General features: G+C 72.9%; 16 protein-coding genes and 3 tRNA genes. 16 read left to right on the top strand and 3 right to left on the bottom strand.

Going from position 1 to position 15,949, the window contains the following annotated elements:
• Nucleotides 1-19: 19 nt before the first annotated feature.
• Nucleotides 20-2,650, top strand: coding sequence for an ATP-binding protein (locus tag AB0P06_RS07715; protein WP_363605873.1), 2,631 nt, complete (start codon nt 20-22; stop codon nt 2,648-2,650).
• A gap of 103 nt (nt 2,651-2,753) precedes the next feature.
• The gene (locus tag AB0P06_RS07710) at nt 2,754-3,428 is read left to right on the top strand and encodes a response regulator (protein ID WP_363605871.1); all 675 of its coding nucleotides are present in this window, start codon (nt 2,754-2,756) and stop codon (nt 3,426-3,428) included.
• Between the two features lie 257 nt (nt 3,429-3,685).
• Here the strand turns inward: AB0P06_RS07710 and AB0P06_RS07705 are convergent, their stop codons facing one another.
• Nucleotides 3,686-4,957 (bottom strand): hydrolase, encoded by a 1,272-nt coding sequence (locus AB0P06_RS07705; RefSeq protein ID WP_363605869.1) that lies wholly within the window; start codon nt 4,955-4,957, stop codon nt 3,686-3,688.
• Nucleotides 4,958-5,210: 253 nt separating this feature from the next.
• Here AB0P06_RS07705 and AB0P06_RS07700 point away from each other — a divergent pair.
• The 6 genes from AB0P06_RS07700 to AB0P06_RS07675 all read left to right on the top strand — a co-directional run bounded on the left by AB0P06_RS07700 (nt 5,211) and on the right by AB0P06_RS07675 (nt 7,782).
• Nucleotides 5,211-5,283: transfer RNA gene (locus AB0P06_RS07700), tRNA-Thr, on the top strand.
• A gap of 43 nt (nt 5,284-5,326) precedes the next feature.
• Nucleotides 5,327-5,399: transfer RNA gene (locus AB0P06_RS07695), tRNA-Met, on the top strand.
• A gap of 83 nt (nt 5,400-5,482) precedes the next feature.
• Nucleotides 5,483-5,647, top strand: a complete 165-nt coding sequence (gene rpmG / locus AB0P06_RS07690; RefSeq protein ID WP_006604855.1) for a 50S ribosomal protein L33 — start codon at nt 5,483-5,485, stop codon at nt 5,645-5,647.
• 154 nt (nt 5,648-5,801) lie between these two features.
• Nucleotides 5,802-6,260, top strand: coding sequence for a MaoC family dehydratase N-terminal domain-containing protein (locus tag AB0P06_RS07685; RefSeq protein ID WP_363605867.1), 459 nt, complete (start codon nt 5,802-5,804; stop codon nt 6,258-6,260).
• A 4-nt stretch (nt 6,261-6,264) separates the two neighbouring features.
• The gene (locus AB0P06_RS07680; protein WP_363605866.1) at nt 6,265-6,687 is read left to right on the top strand and encodes a MaoC family dehydratase; all 423 of its coding nucleotides are present in this window, start codon (nt 6,265-6,267) and stop codon (nt 6,685-6,687) included.
• A 54-nt stretch (nt 6,688-6,741) separates the two neighbouring features.
• On the top strand, nt 6,742-7,782 hold the full coding sequence (locus AB0P06_RS07675) for a UDP-N-acetylmuramate dehydrogenase (protein WP_363605865.1): 1,041 nt from the start codon (nt 6,742-6,744) through the stop codon (nt 7,780-7,782).
• On the opposite strand, the gene AB0P06_RS07670 is transcribed toward AB0P06_RS07675, so the two are convergent.
• On the bottom strand, nt 7,772-8,824 hold the full coding sequence (locus tag AB0P06_RS07670) for an adenosine deaminase (RefSeq protein WP_363605863.1): 1,053 nt from the start codon (nt 8,822-8,824) through the stop codon (nt 7,772-7,774). The genes AB0P06_RS07675 and AB0P06_RS07670 overlap by 11 nt on opposite strands.
• Nucleotides 8,825-8,963: 139 nt before the next feature.
• Nucleotides 8,964-10,211: a pyridoxal phosphate-dependent aminotransferase gene (locus tag AB0P06_RS07665; RefSeq protein WP_363605861.1), complete on the bottom strand. Its 1,248-nt coding sequence runs from the start codon at nt 10,209-10,211 to the stop codon at nt 8,964-8,966.
• Between the two features lie 239 nt (nt 10,212-10,450).
• On the opposite strand from AB0P06_RS07665, the gene AB0P06_RS07660 reads away from it, so the two are divergent.
• From AB0P06_RS07660 to AB0P06_RS07625, 8 genes are all read left to right on the top strand, one after another.
• Nucleotides 10,451-10,523 (top strand) — tRNA-Trp (locus tag AB0P06_RS07660).
• Nucleotides 10,524-10,673: 150 nt separating this feature from the next.
• A complete protein-coding gene (gene secE, locus AB0P06_RS07655; protein ID WP_363605860.1) occupies nt 10,674-11,033 on the top strand; it encodes a preprotein translocase subunit SecE in 360 nt (119 codons plus the stop codon).
• A gap of 273 nt (nt 11,034-11,306) precedes the next feature.
• Entirely contained in the window at nt 11,307-12,149 is an 843-nt protein-coding gene (gene nusG, locus AB0P06_RS07650; protein WP_363606048.1) for a transcription termination/antitermination protein NusG, read from the top strand.
• A 162-nt stretch (nt 12,150-12,311) separates the two neighbouring features.
• Entirely contained in the window at nt 12,312-12,746 is a 435-nt protein-coding gene (gene rplK / locus AB0P06_RS07645) for a 50S ribosomal protein L11 (protein WP_363605859.1), read from the top strand.
• Between the two features lie 77 nt (nt 12,747-12,823).
• Nucleotides 12,824-13,546: a 50S ribosomal protein L1 gene (gene rplA / locus AB0P06_RS07640; protein ID WP_363605858.1), complete on the top strand. Its 723-nt coding sequence runs from the start codon at nt 12,824-12,826 to the stop codon at nt 13,544-13,546.
• A gap of 197 nt (nt 13,547-13,743) precedes the next feature.
• Complete coding sequence (locus AB0P06_RS07635; RefSeq protein ID WP_363605857.1) at nt 13,744-14,538, top strand: hypothetical protein; 795 nt, start codon at nt 13,744-13,746, stop codon at nt 14,536-14,538.
• 107 nt (nt 14,539-14,645) lie between these two features.
• Nucleotides 14,646-14,858 carry a hypothetical protein gene (locus tag AB0P06_RS07630; protein ID WP_363605855.1) on the top strand — a complete coding sequence of 71 codons (213 nt, stop codon included), beginning with the start codon at nt 14,646-14,648 and terminating at the stop codon, nt 14,856-14,858.
• A 52-nt stretch (nt 14,859-14,910) separates the two neighbouring features.
• Nucleotides 14,911-15,777: a hypothetical protein gene (locus AB0P06_RS07625; RefSeq protein ID WP_363605853.1), complete on the top strand. Its 867-nt coding sequence runs from the start codon at nt 14,911-14,913 to the stop codon at nt 15,775-15,777.
• Nucleotides 15,778-15,949: the final 172 nt, after the last annotated feature.

Raw genomic sequence — 15,949 nt, 5'->3', positions numbered from 1 at the left:
CTCGTACGAAAGAGCGCCCATGGCCCGCGACCTCACCCCCGGCTCCCGCCGAGGCCGGCTGAGGGTGTACCTCGGCTCCGCCCCCGGTGTGGGCAAGACCTACCGGATGCTGGACGAGGCCCGGCGCAGACGGGAACGCGGCGCGGACGTGGTGGTCGGCTACATCGAGTGCCACGGCCGCCGCTACACCGAGGCGCTGGTGGACGGCCTGGAGCTGCTGCCGAGGGTCAGCCGCTCCTACCGCGACAGCGACTTCGAGGAGATGGACCTCGACGCCGTCCTCGCCCGCCGTCCGTCCGTGGCCCTCGTGGACGAACTGGCCCACACCAACATCCCCGGCGGCCGCAACGCCAAGCGCTGGCAGGACGTCGAGGAACTGCTGGACGCCGGGATCGACGTCATCACCACCGTCAACATCCAGCACCTGGAATCGCTGAACGACGTCGTCCAGAAGATCACCGGCATCCCGCAGCGCGAGACCGTCCCGGACGAGGTGGTCCGCCGGGCCGACCAGATCGAGCTCGTCGACATGGCCCCCCAGGCGCTGCGCCGCCGGATGGCCCACGGCAACGTCTACAAGGCGGAGAAGGTGGACGCCGCGCTCTCCAACTACTTCCGGGTCGGCAACCTCACCGCCCTGCGCGAACTCGCCCTGCTCTGGGTGGCCGGGCGGGTCGACGAGGGCCTGCGCGACTACCGGGCCAGCCACAACATCGACCGGGTCTGGGAGACCCGCGAACGCGTCGTGGTCGCCCTCACCGGCGGCCCCGAGGGCGAGACCCTGATCCGCCGCGCCGCCCGGATCTCCCGCCCGTCGCCCACCACCGCCCCCGACGGTGACGCGCCGCGCCGCCCCTCCCTCCGCACCGCCGGCGGCGACCTGCTGGCCGTCCACGTCACCCGCAGCGACGGCCTGGCCGGCGCCTCCTCCGGCGCACTCGCCCAGCAGCGGCAGCTGGTCGAGACCCTCGGCGGCAGCTACCACGTGGTCGTCGGCGACGACATCCCCACCGCGCTGCTGGCCTTCGCCCGCGCCCACGACGCCACCCAGCTGGTCCTGGGCACCAGCCGCCGCGGCCGGATCACCCGCTTCCTCACCGGCCCCGGCATCGGCGAGACCACCGTGGACGCCTCCGAGGACATCGACGTCCACATGGTCACCCACGAGTTCACCGGCCGCGGCCGGCTGCCCTCGCTCGGCCGCCGCCACTCCCGGCGCCGCACCATCGCCGGCTACCTCGCCGGGCTCGTCCTGCCCTGGCTGCTGACGGCCCTGCTCTCGCAGGCGCCCGAGCGGGTGAACCTCACCACCGACGCGCTGATCTTCCAGCTCGGCGTGGTCGTCGTCGCCCTGCTCGGCGGTGCCACCTCGGCCCTGCTGGCCTCGGTGGTCGCCTCGCTGCTGCTGAACTACTTCTTCATCCCGCCCGTGCACACCCTGACCATCGGCGAGACCAACAACATCGTCGCGCTGGTGGTCTTCGCCGCCGTCGCGCTCGCCGTCTCCACCGTGGTCGACCACGCGACCCGGCTCACCAGCCGCGCCGCCCGGGCCACCGCCGAGGCCGAGACCCTCTCCACCCTCGCCGGCAGCGTGCTGCGGGGCGCCGACGCCCTGCCCGCCCTGCTGGAGAAGTCCCGGACGGCCTTCGGCATGGACTCCGTCGCCCTGCTGGAACGCGCCGGCGGCGAGGTGCTGGCCCGCTGCGACGGGGAGGCCCCGGCCGACGGCGCCCCCGACACCGACACCCCCGCCGCCCCCGACCGCGCCGGAAGCGCCGGAACCGGCGAGACCACCGAGGTCCCGGTCGGCGCGGACGCCGTCCTGGTCCTCACCGGCCGCCGGCTGCCCGCCGCCGACCAGCGCGTCCTCACCGCCTTCGCCGCCCACGTCGCCGCCGCCCTCGAACGCGACCGGCTCGCCGTCGTCGCCGCCGAGGTCGAACCCATCAAGGCCGCCGACCGGATGCGCACCGCCCTGCTCGCCGCCGTCAGCCACGACCTGCGCACCCCGCTCGCCGCCGCCCTCGCCTCGGTCGGCTCGCTGCGCAGCCCCGACGTCGAGTTCTCCGCCGAGGACCAGGCCGAACTCCTCGCCACCGCCGACGAGTCCCTGGTCAGGCTCACCCGGCTGGTCGACAACCTGCTCGACATGAGCCGCCTCCAGGCGGGCGCGCTCACCCTGCACCTCGCCGAGACCCACCTCGACGAGATCCTGCCCCGGGCCCTGGACACCCTCCCCGCCCCGTACGCCCCGGTCCAGCCGCTCGACCTGGACACCGCGCCCGCCGTCCTCGCCGACCCGCCGCTGCTGGAACGCGTCCTCGCCAACGTCATCACCAACGCCCTGCGCCACAACGCCCCCGGCGCACCCGTGCTGGTCACCGCCAGCCACCACCGGGACCAGGTCGAGCTCCGGGTGATCGACCGCGGCCCCGGCATCGCCCCCGAGGACCGCGACCGGGTCTTCCTGCCCTTCCAGCGCCTCGGCGACACCGACAACACCACCGGCGTCGGCCTCGGTCTCGCCCTCTCCCGCGGCCTCGCCGAGGCCATGGGCGGCAGTCTGGAGGTCGAGGACACCCCCGGGGGCGGCACCACCATGCTGCTCACCCTGCCCGCCGCCCACCCGGGAGAAGCGCCCGTATGAGAGAGCGAAGCCGACGAATGACCGAAACGCGCCTGTCCCGCGAGGCGGGCGCCGGGCGACGGGGGCACCTTCCGGCCTCCGGGACCGGGGGAGTGGCGCGCGCATGAGCGAGATCCTGATCGTCGACGACGAACCCGCGCTGCTACGCACCCTGCGGATCAACCTGAGCGCCCGGCAGTACGCCGTCCGGACGGCGGCCAGCGGCGGGGAGGCCCTCGACCGGGCCGCGCACACCGCGCCCGACGCCGTGCTGCTCGACCTCGGCCTGCCCGACCTGGACGGCATGGAGGTGATCCGGAGCCTGCGCAGCCGCAGCGCCGTGCCGATCATCGTGCTCTCCGGCCGGGCCGGCGCCGCCGACAAGGTCGGCGCCCTCGACGCCGGCGCCGACGACTACCTCACCAAGCCCTTCCTGATGGAGGAGCTGCTGGCCCGGCTGCGCGCCGTGCTGCGCCGGCCGCCGGGCGGGATCGCCCTGCCCGCACCGGTGATCGGCGACCACACCGTGGACCTCGCCGCCACCACCGTCAGCGGCCCGGACGGCCCGGTCCGGCTCACCCCGACCGAGTGGCGCATCCTCGCCCTGCTGCTCGCCAGCCCCGGCCGGCTGGTGCCCGGCCGGCGGATCCTGCGCGAGGTCTGGGGGCCGGCCCAGGAGGAGCGCGGCAACTACCTGCGGGTCTACCTGGCCGGCCTGCGCCGCAAGCTGGAACGCGACCCGGCCCGGCCGCGCCATCTGATCACCGAGCCCGGCATCGGCTACCGCTACGAGCCCTGACCGGACGGGAACCCCGCGGTGTCAACGGTCCGTCAAGGGGGGCCAGTCGCACGACAGGAGGGCGTCAAGAGCGGGCGGAACGGGTCGTCCGTGGGCGTAGCGTCAGCGCTGGGAGAGCGGCCCCGCTCCATGTGGGGGATGCCTGGGGCCGCTCCGCCGCCGGTGGGGCCCACCGACGTCATCGGCGGCCAGCAGGTGGGGGAGGGGCGCGCGGTTCAACACCGCGCGCCCCCATCTGTTTCGGCCCCGGCCCGCGGTCAGCCGCCGCCGGCGCCGCCGGACTGCCGGGGCAGGGCCAGCGCCACCGTGTCGGCGAACTCCCGGACCGCGCTGGTCCGGCTGACGATCCGTCCGCTGTGCACCACCAGGCGGCTGTGACCGCCCGCGAGCGCCCCCGCCAGGCTGTCCCCGCGCACCGCCAGCAGCTCGGCCGGGAACCCGGCGTCCACCCGGACCGGGGGGAGCCCGAGCGCCACCCGCGCCTGGTTCGCCACCGCGTCGTACGCCGCCTCCGGGGCCAGCACCCCGCTCGCCGCCAGCAGGTACGCGGCCTCCAGCGGATCGGCCCGCCCGACCGGGTTGGCGGCGTCGCGCAGCGAACCGCTGCCCGCCGCGAGCGGCACCCCGGCCTCCGTCAGCTCGCGCAGCAGCCCCGGCCGCAGCCCGCTGGGCCGGCCCTCCAGCCCGGTGCAGCAGCCGTTCTGCGGCAGGCAGACCACCCGGATGCCGTGGCCGGCCAGCACCGCCGGGGAGCCCGGCGCCAGCGCGCCGCACGGGCCGAGCGTCACCCGCGGCCGCAGCGGGGCGAGCGCGCTCGCCAGCCGGGCCAGCCGCGCCGGGTCGGCGGCCGTGGCGTGCAGGTCGACCGGGCAGTCCGCCTCCCGGGCGGCCTCCAGCAGCACCTGGGCGTACCCCGCCGGGTCCGGGTCCAGTTCGGGGCAGCCCCCGGCCGCGGTGGCGCCCAGCTTGAGGGCTTCGCGCAGCTGGGCCCGGCCGTCCGCCCCGGCGCGGCCGGTGAGCAGCCGGGGCATGGCGACCGCCTGGAGCTCGGCCAGGCCGCGCAGCGCCTGCCGGGCGGTGAGCACGGCCTCCAGCCGGCGCAGCCCGTGCACGTCGCCGATCCGGACGTGGGTGCGCTGGGCGGTGGCGCCGTAGCCGAGCGAGGTGAGCGCGGCCTCGGTGACCCGGCGGGTGAGGTCGGTGGGGGTCTCCGGCGGCGGAGCGGGCAGCGCGGCGGAGAAGGCGACGTCGTAGTGGGCGTGCGCCTCGGCGGGGGCGGGCAGCAGCAGGTAGCCCTTGAGGTCGATCCGGGCGCCGGTGGTGGCCGTGGGGGTGCCCGGCAGGGCGGGCAGCGGTCCGAGGCTGCCGGCGGTGCCGACGGCCTGGATCCGGTCGCCGCTGATCCGTACGTCCACCACCCGGCCGTCGGCGAGCCGGGCGTCGGTGAGCAGCAGGACGGGGCCGTGCCCGAGCGGGTTGGCCGCCGGGCCGGGTCCCGGCTGAGGCCCGTCGGCGGGTGCGCTGTCCATCGCCCGGCTCCTTCTCGCGCTGGCCCGTCTCGTACCCCGGCCCGTCCCGATCAATGAGCGACGAGCCTATGGCGGCCGGGCGCGGGGCGACGGGAGGCGGGCAATAGTCGTATCGGGTCGGGCCGCGCGGCCGGGGGGGTGGTCGAACGCCCGGCCTTCGATCGGTCATCCGCGCACCCCGCCGACCTGCGGTCTTCGCGCCGGGATACGGATTTCACCTCTGGGCGCGGAACGTGTAATCTCTTCCTCGTTCGCCCCTATAGCTCAGTCGGTAGAGCGTCTCCATGGTAAGGAGAAGGTCTGCGGTTCGATTCCGCATGGGGGCTCTGGTGAAAAGCGGTCAGCTACGGCTGTGCTGCGGATCACTGTGGCGGTGTAGCTCAGTTGGTAGAGCAAGCGGCTCATAATCGCTGTGTCACCGGTTCAAGTCCGGTCACCGCTACCCCGCGTAGTCGGTCGGGAGATCGCACTCCCGGTCGGCTACTCTTGTTGTGTTCTTATTCATTGTCCAAGGAAGGCACTCCCGTGGCTGCCACCGATGTCCGCCCGAAGATCACGCTGGCCTGCGTGGAGTGCAAGGAGCGGAACTACATCACCAAGAAGAACCGGCGTAACGACCCGGACCGTCTTGAGATGAAGAAGCACTGCCCCCGCTGCAACTCGCACACCGCGCACCGCGAGACCCGCTGACCCTGTTGCAGGGCATCGGGCCTGTGTGACTCAGGTCTTCGACTCCGGGCCGCATCCCTCACTGGGTGCGGTCCGGAGTCTTTTTTGTCACCCGTTTCCGTGACCCGCTCTCTGTGACCCACTTCGGTGGCACCGGACAGTTGAGGAGTTGCCCATGGCGCTCGACCCCTCCTTCATCGGGCGGACCTATCCGCCCACCGAGCCGTACGAGGTCGGCCGGGAGAAGATCCGCGAGTTCGCCGTCGCCGTGGGCGACGCCAACCCCGCGTACAGCGACCCGGAGGCCGCCAGGGCCCTCGGCCACCCGGACGTGATCGCCCCGCCGACCTTCCCGTTCGTGATCACCTACCAGGCCGCCGGCCAGGTGGTCGAGGACCCGCAGCTGGGCCTGGACTACACCCGGGTGGTGCACGGGGACCAGAAGTTCGCCTACACCCGGCCGGTGCGCGCGGGGGACCGGCTCTCGGTCGCGGTGACCATCGACAACATCAAGTCGCTCGCCGGCAACGACGTCCTCACGGTGCGTGGCGAGGTGACGGACGGCAGCGGCGAGCACGTGGTGACGTCGATCATGACCCTGGTGGCCCGGGCCGCCGACGAGGCGGGGGAGTAACGCGATGGCGATCAGCTATGACGAGGTCGCGGTCGGCACCGAGCTGCCCGCGCAGTCCTTTCCCGTGACGCGCGCCACCCTGGTGCGGTACGCGGGTGCCTCCGGCGACTTCAACCCGATCCACTGGAACGAGAAGTTCGCCCTGGAGGTCGGCCTGCCGGACGTCATCGCGCACGGCATGTTCACCATGGCCGAGGCGATCCGGGTGGTCACCGACTGGGTCGGCGACCCGGCCGCGGTGGTCGAGTACGGCGTGCGGTTCACCCGCCCGGTGCCGGTGCCCAACGACGGCGTCGGCGCCGTGATCGAGGTCACCGGCAAGGTGGCCAAGCTGCTGGACGACCGCAGGGTCCAGGTCGACCTGCTGGCCACCGCCGACGGCCGGAAGGTGCTGGGCATGTCCCGCGCGGTCGTCCGGCTGGCCTGAGCCCCGGGGCGTACGGGGAGAGGGGCGCCGCGCCCTCCCCGTACGCTGGTGGGCGTGCTGGTAGAACTCGACGCCCCCCTCGCCCCGCTCACCACCCTCCGGCTCGGCGGCCCGGCCCGCCGACTGGTGTCCGCGCACACCGACGACGAGGTGGTGGCCGCCGTCCGTGAGGCCGACGCGGCCGGCGAGCCGCTGCTCGTCATCGGCGGCGGCTCCAACCTGGTGATCGGTGACGCCGGTTTCGCCGGCACCGTGCTGCGGATCGCCACCACCGGCTTCGCGCTGGACGGCCTCACGCTGGAGCTGGCCGCCGGCGAGGTCTGGGAGGACGCGGTGGCCCGCACCGTCGGCCACGGCCTGGCCGGCATCGAGTTCCTGGCCGGCATCCCCGGGTCGGCCGGCGCCACGCCCGTGCAGAACGTCGGCGCGTACGGCCAGGAGGTGGCGCAGTCCGTCACCGAGGTGGTCGCGTACGACCGCCGGGCCGGCGAGGTGGTCACCCTCTCCAACGCCGAGTGCGTCTTCTCCTACCGGCACAGCCGCTTCAAGGCCGACCCGGACCGCTACGTGGTGCTCCGGGTGCGCTTCGCGCTGGAGGACAACGGCGGCCTCTCCACCCCCGTCCGCTACGCCGAGACGGCCCGCCACCTGGGCGTCGAGCAGGGCGAGCGGGTCGGTGTCGACGTCGCCTGGAACGCCGTGCTGGCGCTGCGTTCGGGCAAGGGCATGGTGCTGGACGCGGCCGACCACGACACCTGGTCGGCGGGCTCCTTCTTCACCAACCCGGTGCTGACGGCCGCCCAGTACGAGTCCTTCCGCACCCGCCCGGGCACCGAGAACGCCCCCGCCTACCCGGCGCCGGACGGTTGCACCAAGACCTCGGCGGCCTGGTTGATCGACCGGGCCGGCTTCGGCAAGGGCTACGGCGACGGCCCGGCCACCCTCTCCACCAAGCACACCCTGGCCCTGACCAACCGCGGCGCCGCCACCGCCGACGACCTGCTGGCGCTGGCCCGGGAGATCCGCGACGGGGTCCGGGCGGCCTTCGGCGTCGAGCTGGTCAACGAGCCGGTGATGGTGGGCGTCAGGCTGTAGGCCACGGGCCGGTGCCGTCCCCCAGCCAGGTGTCGATGTCCGCCAGCAGCTCCTTGCGGACGCTCTCCGGGGCGCGCGAGCCGCGCACCGACTGGCGGGCCAGCTCGGCGAGCTCGGCGTCGCCGAAGCCGAGCACGTCGCGGGCCAGGGCGTACTGGTCGGCCAGCCGGCTGCCGAACAGCAGCGGGTCGTCGGCGCCGAGCGCCAGCGGCACGCCGGCGTCGAACAGCCTGCGCAGCGGGACGTCCTCGGCGAACTCGTAGACGCCCAGCGAGACGTTGGAGGACGGGCAGACCTCGCAGGTGATCTGGCGGTCCGCCAGCCGCTGCATCAGCCAGGGGTCCTCGGCGGCCCGGACGCCGTGACCGATCCGGCCCGCGCCCAGGTCGTCCAGGCAGTCCCGGACGGACTCCGGCCCGGCCAGTTCGCCGCCGTGCGGGGCGGCCAGCAGACCGCCCTTGCGGGCGATGTCGAAGGCCCGGTCGAAGTCCCGGGCGAGGCCGCGGCGCTCGTCGTTGGAGAGGCCGAAGCCGACCACGCCCCGGTCGGCGTACCGGACGGCCAGCCGGGCCAGGGTCCGGGCGTCCATCGGGGACTTCATCCGGTTCGCGGCGACCAGCACCCGGATGCCCACCCCGGTGGCCTCGGCGGCCTGCTCCACGGCGTCCAGGATCAGCTCCAGGGCGGGGATCAGCCCGCCGAGCATGGGCGCGTACGAGGTCGGGTCGACCTGGATCTCCAGCCAGCGGGAGCCGTCCCGCCGCTCGTCCTGGGCGGTCTCCAGCACCAGCCGGCGGATGTCGTCCTCGCCCCGCAGGACGGAGCGGGCGGTGTCGTAGAGGCGCTGGAAGCGGAACCAGCCGCGTTCGTCGGTCGCCCGCAGTCTGGGCGGCTCGCCGGAGCTGAGCGCCTCCGGCAGCCGGATGCCGTGTTTGTCGGCCAGTTCCAGCAGGGTGGCGGGGCGCATCGAGCCGGTGAAGTGCAGGTGCAGGTGGGCCTTGGGGAGGTCCCTGACGTCTCGCGGATTTGGCAGGCGTTCCATTCGCCGATACTGCCGTATCGGGCCCGGATACGGGAACCGCCCCCTTCGCATCCCCCGAAGGGGTGAAAAGGGGGCGGTTCCACTCAATGCGCCCCGTCAATGCGCCGGGTCGGCGCCGACGGGGGCGGTGCGGCGCGGGTCAGTCGCGGGCCTCGCCGAGCAGCTTCTGGATCCGGCTCACGCCCTCGGCCAGGTCGGCGTCGCCGAGCGCGTAGGACAGCCGCAGGTAGCCCGGGGTGCCGAAGGCCTCGCCGGGGACGACCGCGACCTCGGCCTCGTCCAGGATCAGCGCCGCCAGCTCGCCGGAGGTCTGCGGGCGCTTGCCGCGGATCTCCTTGCCCAGCACGCCCTTGACGGACGGGTAGGCGTAGAACGCGCCCTCGGGCTCGGGGCAGAGCACGCCCTCGATCTCGTTGAGCATCCGCACGATGGTCTTGCGGCGGCGGTCGAAGGCGGTGCGCATCTCCTCGACGGCCGTCAGGTCGCCGCTGACGGCGGCGATCGCGGCGCGCTGCGCGACGTTGGAGACGTTCGAGGTGGCGTGCGACTGCAGGTTGGTCGCGGCCTTGACGACGTCCTTGGGGCCGATCACCCAGCCCACCCGCCAGCCGGTCATCGCGTAGGTCTTGGCGACCCCGTTGACCACGATGGTCTTGTCGGCCAGCTCGGGCAGCAGGGCCGGCAGCGAGGTGAACGTCGCGTCGCCGTAGACCAGGTGCTCGTAGATCTCGTCGGTGAGCACCCAGAGGCCGTGCTCCAGCGCCCAGCGGCCGATCGCCTCGGCCTCGGCCTCGGTGTACACCGCGCCGGTCGGGTTGGACGGCGAGACGAAGAGCACCACCTTGGTGTTCTCGGTGCGGGCGGCCTCCAGCTGCTCGACCGAGACCTTGTAGCCGGTGGTCTCGTCGGCCACGACCTCCACCGGCACACCGCCGGCCAGCTGCACCGACTCCGGGTAGGTGGTCCAGTACGGGGCCGGGATGATGACCTCGTCGCCCGGGTCGAGGATCGCGGCGAACGCCTCGTAGATCGCCTGCTTGCCGCCGTTGGTCACCAGCACCTGGGAGGCGTCCACCTCGTAGCCGGAGTCGCGCAGCGTCTTGGCGGCGATCGCGGCCTTCAGCTCCGGCAGGCCGCCGGCCGGGGTGTAGCGGTGGTTCCTCGGGTCGCGGCAGGCCTCGACGGCCGTCTCGACGATGTAGTCCGGGGTCGGGAAGTCCGGCTCACCGGCACCGAAGCCGATCACCGGACGGCCGGCCGCCTTGAGGGCCTTGGCCTTGGCGTCGACGGCGAGGGTCGCGGACTCGGCGATGGCGCCGATCCGGGCGGAGACCCGTCGGTCGGCGGGGCGGACGGAACTGTCGGGCTGCGGGGTGGAAGCGCTCATGCCTGCATCGTCGCAGAACCGGGACGGACCGGGCATGGCGGTTTCACCATGCGTACCCGCTCGTCCACATGGCGGCCCGGACCTGCGACGGCTCGAAGAAAAGGTTCGACCAAACACCCCCGGACCACGTACACTCACTGCTCGACGGCCACCGAGAAGCCAAAGCTTCCACTGCCTGTACAGACAGCGGCGGGAGATGAGGTAGGTTGGTGGTCGCTACCGGAGCCGCGAGGCACCGTAGGGCAATAGCTCAATTGGTAGAGCACCGGTCTCCAAAACCGGCGGTTGGGGGTTCAAGTCCCTCTTGCCCTGCTGCTTGATCCGTATTCAGCCCGTTCGCTCCACAGAGCGAGCGGGCTTGATGCGGAGAGGGCACCGATCAGCACCCGCTTTAGCCGGCCGCTCGTGCCCTGTCGGGCACGCAGGTGATGCTCGGCAGGACCCGGATTCAGGTGAGGACGAGTGACGGAGACCACGGGCTCCACCGCAACGCCTGAGAGCGGCAACCCCGAGGGTGCCGACGGCGCTGCCGAAACCACGCCCGCCGAGGGCGATGAGAAGGCCCTTTCGCGCCGCGACCGCAAGCGGGCAGACCGTTCAGGCGACAAGAAGTCCGGCAAGCGGGCCAAGAAGGGCGCGTTCGCCCGTCTTGCCCTGTTCTACCGCCAGATCATCGCCGAACTGCGCAAGGTCGTCTGGCCCACCCGCAGCGAGCTGGTCAACTACACCACCGTCGTGGTCGTGTTCGTCGTCGTGGTGATGGCCTTCGTGGCCGGCCTCGACTACGGATTCTCCAAGCTCAGCCTCTGGATCTTCGGCTGACCGAGCGTCCCACCTGTGAAACAGCTTCCCGACCCGGGCCGATCCTCGGCCCGGGTCGAGCTGTCGGCGCCGAACGTACGAGGCCGCTACCGTTGACTCGGTACTGTTGAAGTCTCCGAGACGTCTCCTGGCGCCCGCGTGAGCGGAGCCGCGCCGAAGTCGATCCCGGAGCGCGCCACCTTCACCATCTCCAGGAAAGAAGCAGCCACCGTGTCTGAGTCCCCCCTGTACGACGCCGACGAGACCGTCCGCGAGGCGGATGTCGCCGCCGAGCTGGACGCGGCCGAGCTGGCTGTCGAAGCCGAGTCCGCCGAGCAGATCGTGGACGCCGCGGACAGCGACGAGGACGAGGCCGAGGCGTACGACGAGGCCGAGGCCGGCGAGCCCGCCGAGGAGGCCGCGCTGCACGTGGAGTCCGACGAGGAGCCCGCCGCCGAGGACGCCGACGAGGCCGCCGCCGACGAGGAGGCCACCGACGAGGCCGCCGAGGAGGCCGAGCCGGCCGTCGAGGTCGACCCGGTCGCCAAGTTCCGCGAGGACCTGCGCTTCATGCCGGGCGAGTGGTACGTGATCCACACCTACGCTGGCTACGAGAACCGGGTGAAGCAGAACCTGGAGCAGCGCGCGGTCTCGCTGAACGTCGAGGAGTACATCTTCCAGGCCGAGGTGCCGCAGGAGGAGGTCGTCCAGATCAAGAACGGCGACCGCAAGACCATCCGCCAGAACAAGCTCCCCGGCTACGTCCTGGTGCGCATGGACCTCACCCCCGAGTCCTGGGGCGTCGTGCGGAACACCCCCGGTGTCACCGGCTTCGTCGGCAACGCCTACGACCCGTACCCGCTGACCCTGGACGAGGTCGTCAAGATGCTCGCCCCGGACGTGGAGCGCCAGGCGGCCAAGGAGGCCGGCAAGCCCTCCCCGGTCAAGCCCAGCGAGATCCAGGTGCTCGACTTCGAGGTCGGCGACTCGGTCACCGTCACCGACGGCCCGTTCGCGACCCTGCAGGCGACCATCAACGAGATCAACCCGGACTCGAAGAAGGTCAAGGGCCTGGTCGAGATCTTCGGCCGGGAGACCCCGGTCGAGCTCTCCTTCGACCAGATCCAGAAGAACTAGTACGAAGCCACTGCTTCGGGGCGGGGCTTCGGCCCCGCCCCGAAGTCGTTTTGGTCCAGCGGCGCATCCGCGTTAGCCTGGTCCGATGTGTGTGCAGGCGGCCGGGTGTCGCCCCGGCCTCGCACGCGCCAGCAATCACCTCTCGGAAGGACCCGGAGAGAAATGCCTCCCAAGAAGAAGAAGGTCACGGGGCTTATCAAGCTCCAGATCAACGCCGGTGCGGCCAACCCGGCGCCGCCGGTCGGCCCCGCGCTGGGCCAGCACGGCGTCAACATCATGGAGTTCTGCAAGGCCTACAACGCCGCGACCGAGTCGCAGCGCGGCATGATCGTGCCGGTGGAGATCACGGTCTACGACGACCGTTCCTTCACCTTCATCACGAAGACGCCGCCGGCCGCGCGCCTCATCCTGAAGGCCGCGGGCGTCGACAAGGGCTCCAGCGAGCCGCACAAGACCAAGGTCGCCAAGCTCACCAGCGCCCAGGTCCGCGAGATCGCCACGGTCAAGATGCCCGACCTGAACGCCAACGACCTGGACGCGGCGTCGAAGATCATCGCCGGCACCGCCCGGTCGATGGGCATCACCGTCGAGGGCTGACCAGCTCTTTTCGTCCCTGTGGTAGGGCCAGCGCGGCCCGTTGATACCACAACTCCATTCATCATTCAGGAGCAGCAGTGAAGCGCAGCAAGGCTCTGAAGGCCGCGGACGCTCAGGTCGACCGCGAGCGCCTTTACGCCCCCCTCGAGGCCATCCGCCTCGCCAAGGCGACCAGCACCACCAAGTTCGACGGCACCGTCGAGGTCGCCATGCGTCTGGGCGTCGACCCGCGCAAGGCCGACCAGATGGTCCGCAGCACCGTGATCCTCCCGCACGGCACCGGTAAGACCGCTCGGGTCCTGGTCTTCGCGACCGGCGAGCGTGCCGAGGCCGCGCGTGCTGCGGGCGCCGACATCGTCGGCTCCGACGAGCTCATCGACGAGGTCGCCAAGGGCCGCCTCGACTTCGACGCCGTCGTCGCCACCCCGGACCTCATGGGCAAGGTCGGCCGCCTCGGCCGCGTGCTCGGTCCCCGTGGCCTGATGCCGAACCCGAAGACCGGCACCGTGACCCCGGACGTGGCCAAGGCCGTGAACGAGATCAAGGGCGGCAAGATCGAGTTCCGCGTCGACAAGCACTCGAACCTGCACTTCATCATCGGTAAGGTCTCCTTCACCGACGAGCAGCTGGTCGAGAACTACGCCGCCGCGCTGGACGAGGTGCTCCGCGCCAAGCCGTCCGCCGCCAAGGGCCGCTACATCAAGAAGACCGCGGTCTCCACCACGATCGGCCCCGGCATCCAGGTGGACCCGAACCGCACCCGCAACCTCCTGGTCGAGGAGGACCCGGCCGCCCTCTGAGCCTCCCGCTCCGACCGGTAGCCGCGTCCTGGGCGCAGCAGTAGTCCGTACGACGGGCCCGTACCCCCTTCACCGGGGGTGCGGGCCCGTCGTCGTTCCCGGACCGGGACCGGGGCGGGGCGCGACCGGTGCGCGGTCCGTCGTACGCTCGGCCGGTCCGCGCATGTGATCGATCAGCCGACCGCCGGAGTGTTGCCGTGCCGCCAGCCCTTCGACCCGCCGCCCTCGTGGCGGCCCTGTTGCTGCTCGGCGCCACGGCGGCGTGCAGCGGGATGGGAGTGCCGGGGAACCGCACCCCCGACGGCGAGCGGGGCACCGTCCGGCCGCCCAAGCAGGTCCTGCTCTCGGCCGTCCGGACGCTGGACGACGCCGGCGGCGCGCGGGTCGACGTGGTCGAGGAGGGCCCGGCCGGGCGGCGCACCGCGAGCGGCACGCTGGTCTGGGGCGCCCGCGACACGGCCGATCTGACCGTCACCGACGAGCTGGGCGCCGGCCTGCTGACCGCCCGGAACGGCGCGCTCGACCTCGCGTACCAGGGCGGGCCGGCCAGGCACGCGGACCGGGCCGACGCCGAGTCGCTCGACCCGCGCGCGGCGGCCGGCGCCGGCCCGGGCGGCTACGCGGGCGGCTGGATGACCGGGCTGGTCGCCAACCCGGGCGGCCGGGCGTACACGATGGCGCTGACCGGCAGGTTCACCTCGCTCGGTGGCGAGGAACTGGCCGGCGGCACGGTGGCGCACTACCGGGCCACCGCTCCGGTGACCGACTTCTTCGGCGCCGACCAGGGGCTCACCGCCGACCGGCTCGCCGCGGTGCTGGCCTACTACCGGGAGCGCGGGGTCACGGCGATCGGCTACGACTTCTGGGTCGCGCCGGGGGACCGCCTGCTGCGGCTGCGCGCCACCGCCCAGGGGACCGGCGCGACCGTGGTCACCACGACGGACGTCTCCGAGCCCGGGGCGGGTACGGAGCCACCGGCCGCGACGGACTGAGCCGCCGGGGGCCGCGCGTTGTGGCCGGGCGGACCTGGCGATCCGTTAGAGTCCGCTGCACATGAGCTGAGAATCAGCTTGGAGTTCGATCACACGGGGGACCCCCCATGCGCGCTCCGCGCCTCGCTTCCGTCGCCGTCGCCGTCACCGCGGCCGACGTGACGGGCGAGGGGGAGGCCGGGGCGATCGGGATCCGGGTGGTCGGCACGGACGGCGACCTCGGCGGCGAGAAGGACCTGCTCGCGCTCTTCGGCCGAGCCCGCCCGGCTCGCGTACGAGGGGGGTGGCGGCGGCAGGTCGCGGAGCGGGTGGCATGGTGAGCGGGGAGCGGAGCCGCCGGGACGGGTGGCCGGTCGAAAGGGGAGTCGGGCAATGGTGGTGCGGCGGCGACTGGCGGCCACGGTGGCCGCCGTGCTGCTGGCGAGCGGTCTGACGGCGTGCGGCCAGGCCTCCGGCCTCTCGCCGGAGCCGTCCGGCACCCCGACCCCGACCCCGACCAGCGCCTCCCCGACCGGCCCGGCCAAGCCGACCGACCGGTCGCCGCACGGTGTCCTGCTCTCGGCCCAGCTCGCGATGCAGACCGCCCGCCGGGCCAAGGTCAGCTACCGGCTGGGGGCGGACGCCGGCTCCGGACCGCTGTTCTGGCAGCCGAAGACCGCCCTCCAGGTCAAACGTTCCACCCCGGCCGACGCCGAGCAGCTGATCGTCGTGGACACCGTGGCCTACCAGGGCGGCGACACCGCCACCGCGGCCCGGCTGGGCGGGAAGCACTGGGAGCGGTTCTCCGGCGAGCCGGGCCAGGACGGCCACCGGGAGATCCCGTACGCGGGGCTGATCGACCTGCTCAACCCGGTCGAGGCGATGGCCGCCGCCACCGCCGCGGAGACGGACCCGCAGTACGTCGGCGAGGAGAAGTTCGACGACTCGACGGTGGAGCACTACCGGGTCACCACCAGCGCCGAGCGGTACGCGGCCGCCCAGACCCAGCTGAGCCAGGCCCGCCGGGACGGGCTGCGGGCCGCGCTGGCCCCCGGCGGCTCGGTCTCGCTGACCCTGGATCTCTGGCTGAACGACAAGGACCAGCTGGTCAAGCTGGAGCGCACGGGGACCGGGGACAGCGGCCGGGCGGACGACTCGGTGCTCTACACCGACTTCGCCGGCCCCCTCTCGGTGCAGGCCCCCGCCGAGGCGGACACCAAGGACGTCGGCACCCGCACCGTCTCCTCACTGGCCCGCTGACCGCGCCGCCGGCCGTTCCGAGGGGCCGACCTGCGCCGATTTGCCCCGGACGGCGGAGTCCGGCTACTGTTACCGGAGCCAAAGACCGCTGGTTGTCGCCGTGCCTCCGCGAGGAGTACGGGACCGAAGGATCTGCGACTTGTCGCAGGCAGCCCGCGCAGGAGTGTTTGGA

The sequence above is a fragment of the Kitasatospora sp. NPDC088351 genome (genome assembly GCF_040685575.1).
GTDB lineage: Bacteria > Actinomycetota > Actinomycetes > Streptomycetales > Streptomycetaceae > Kitasatospora.
Note: the sequence above shows the minus strand (reverse complement) of the source record. Positions and strands in the feature narration are given on the sequence as shown.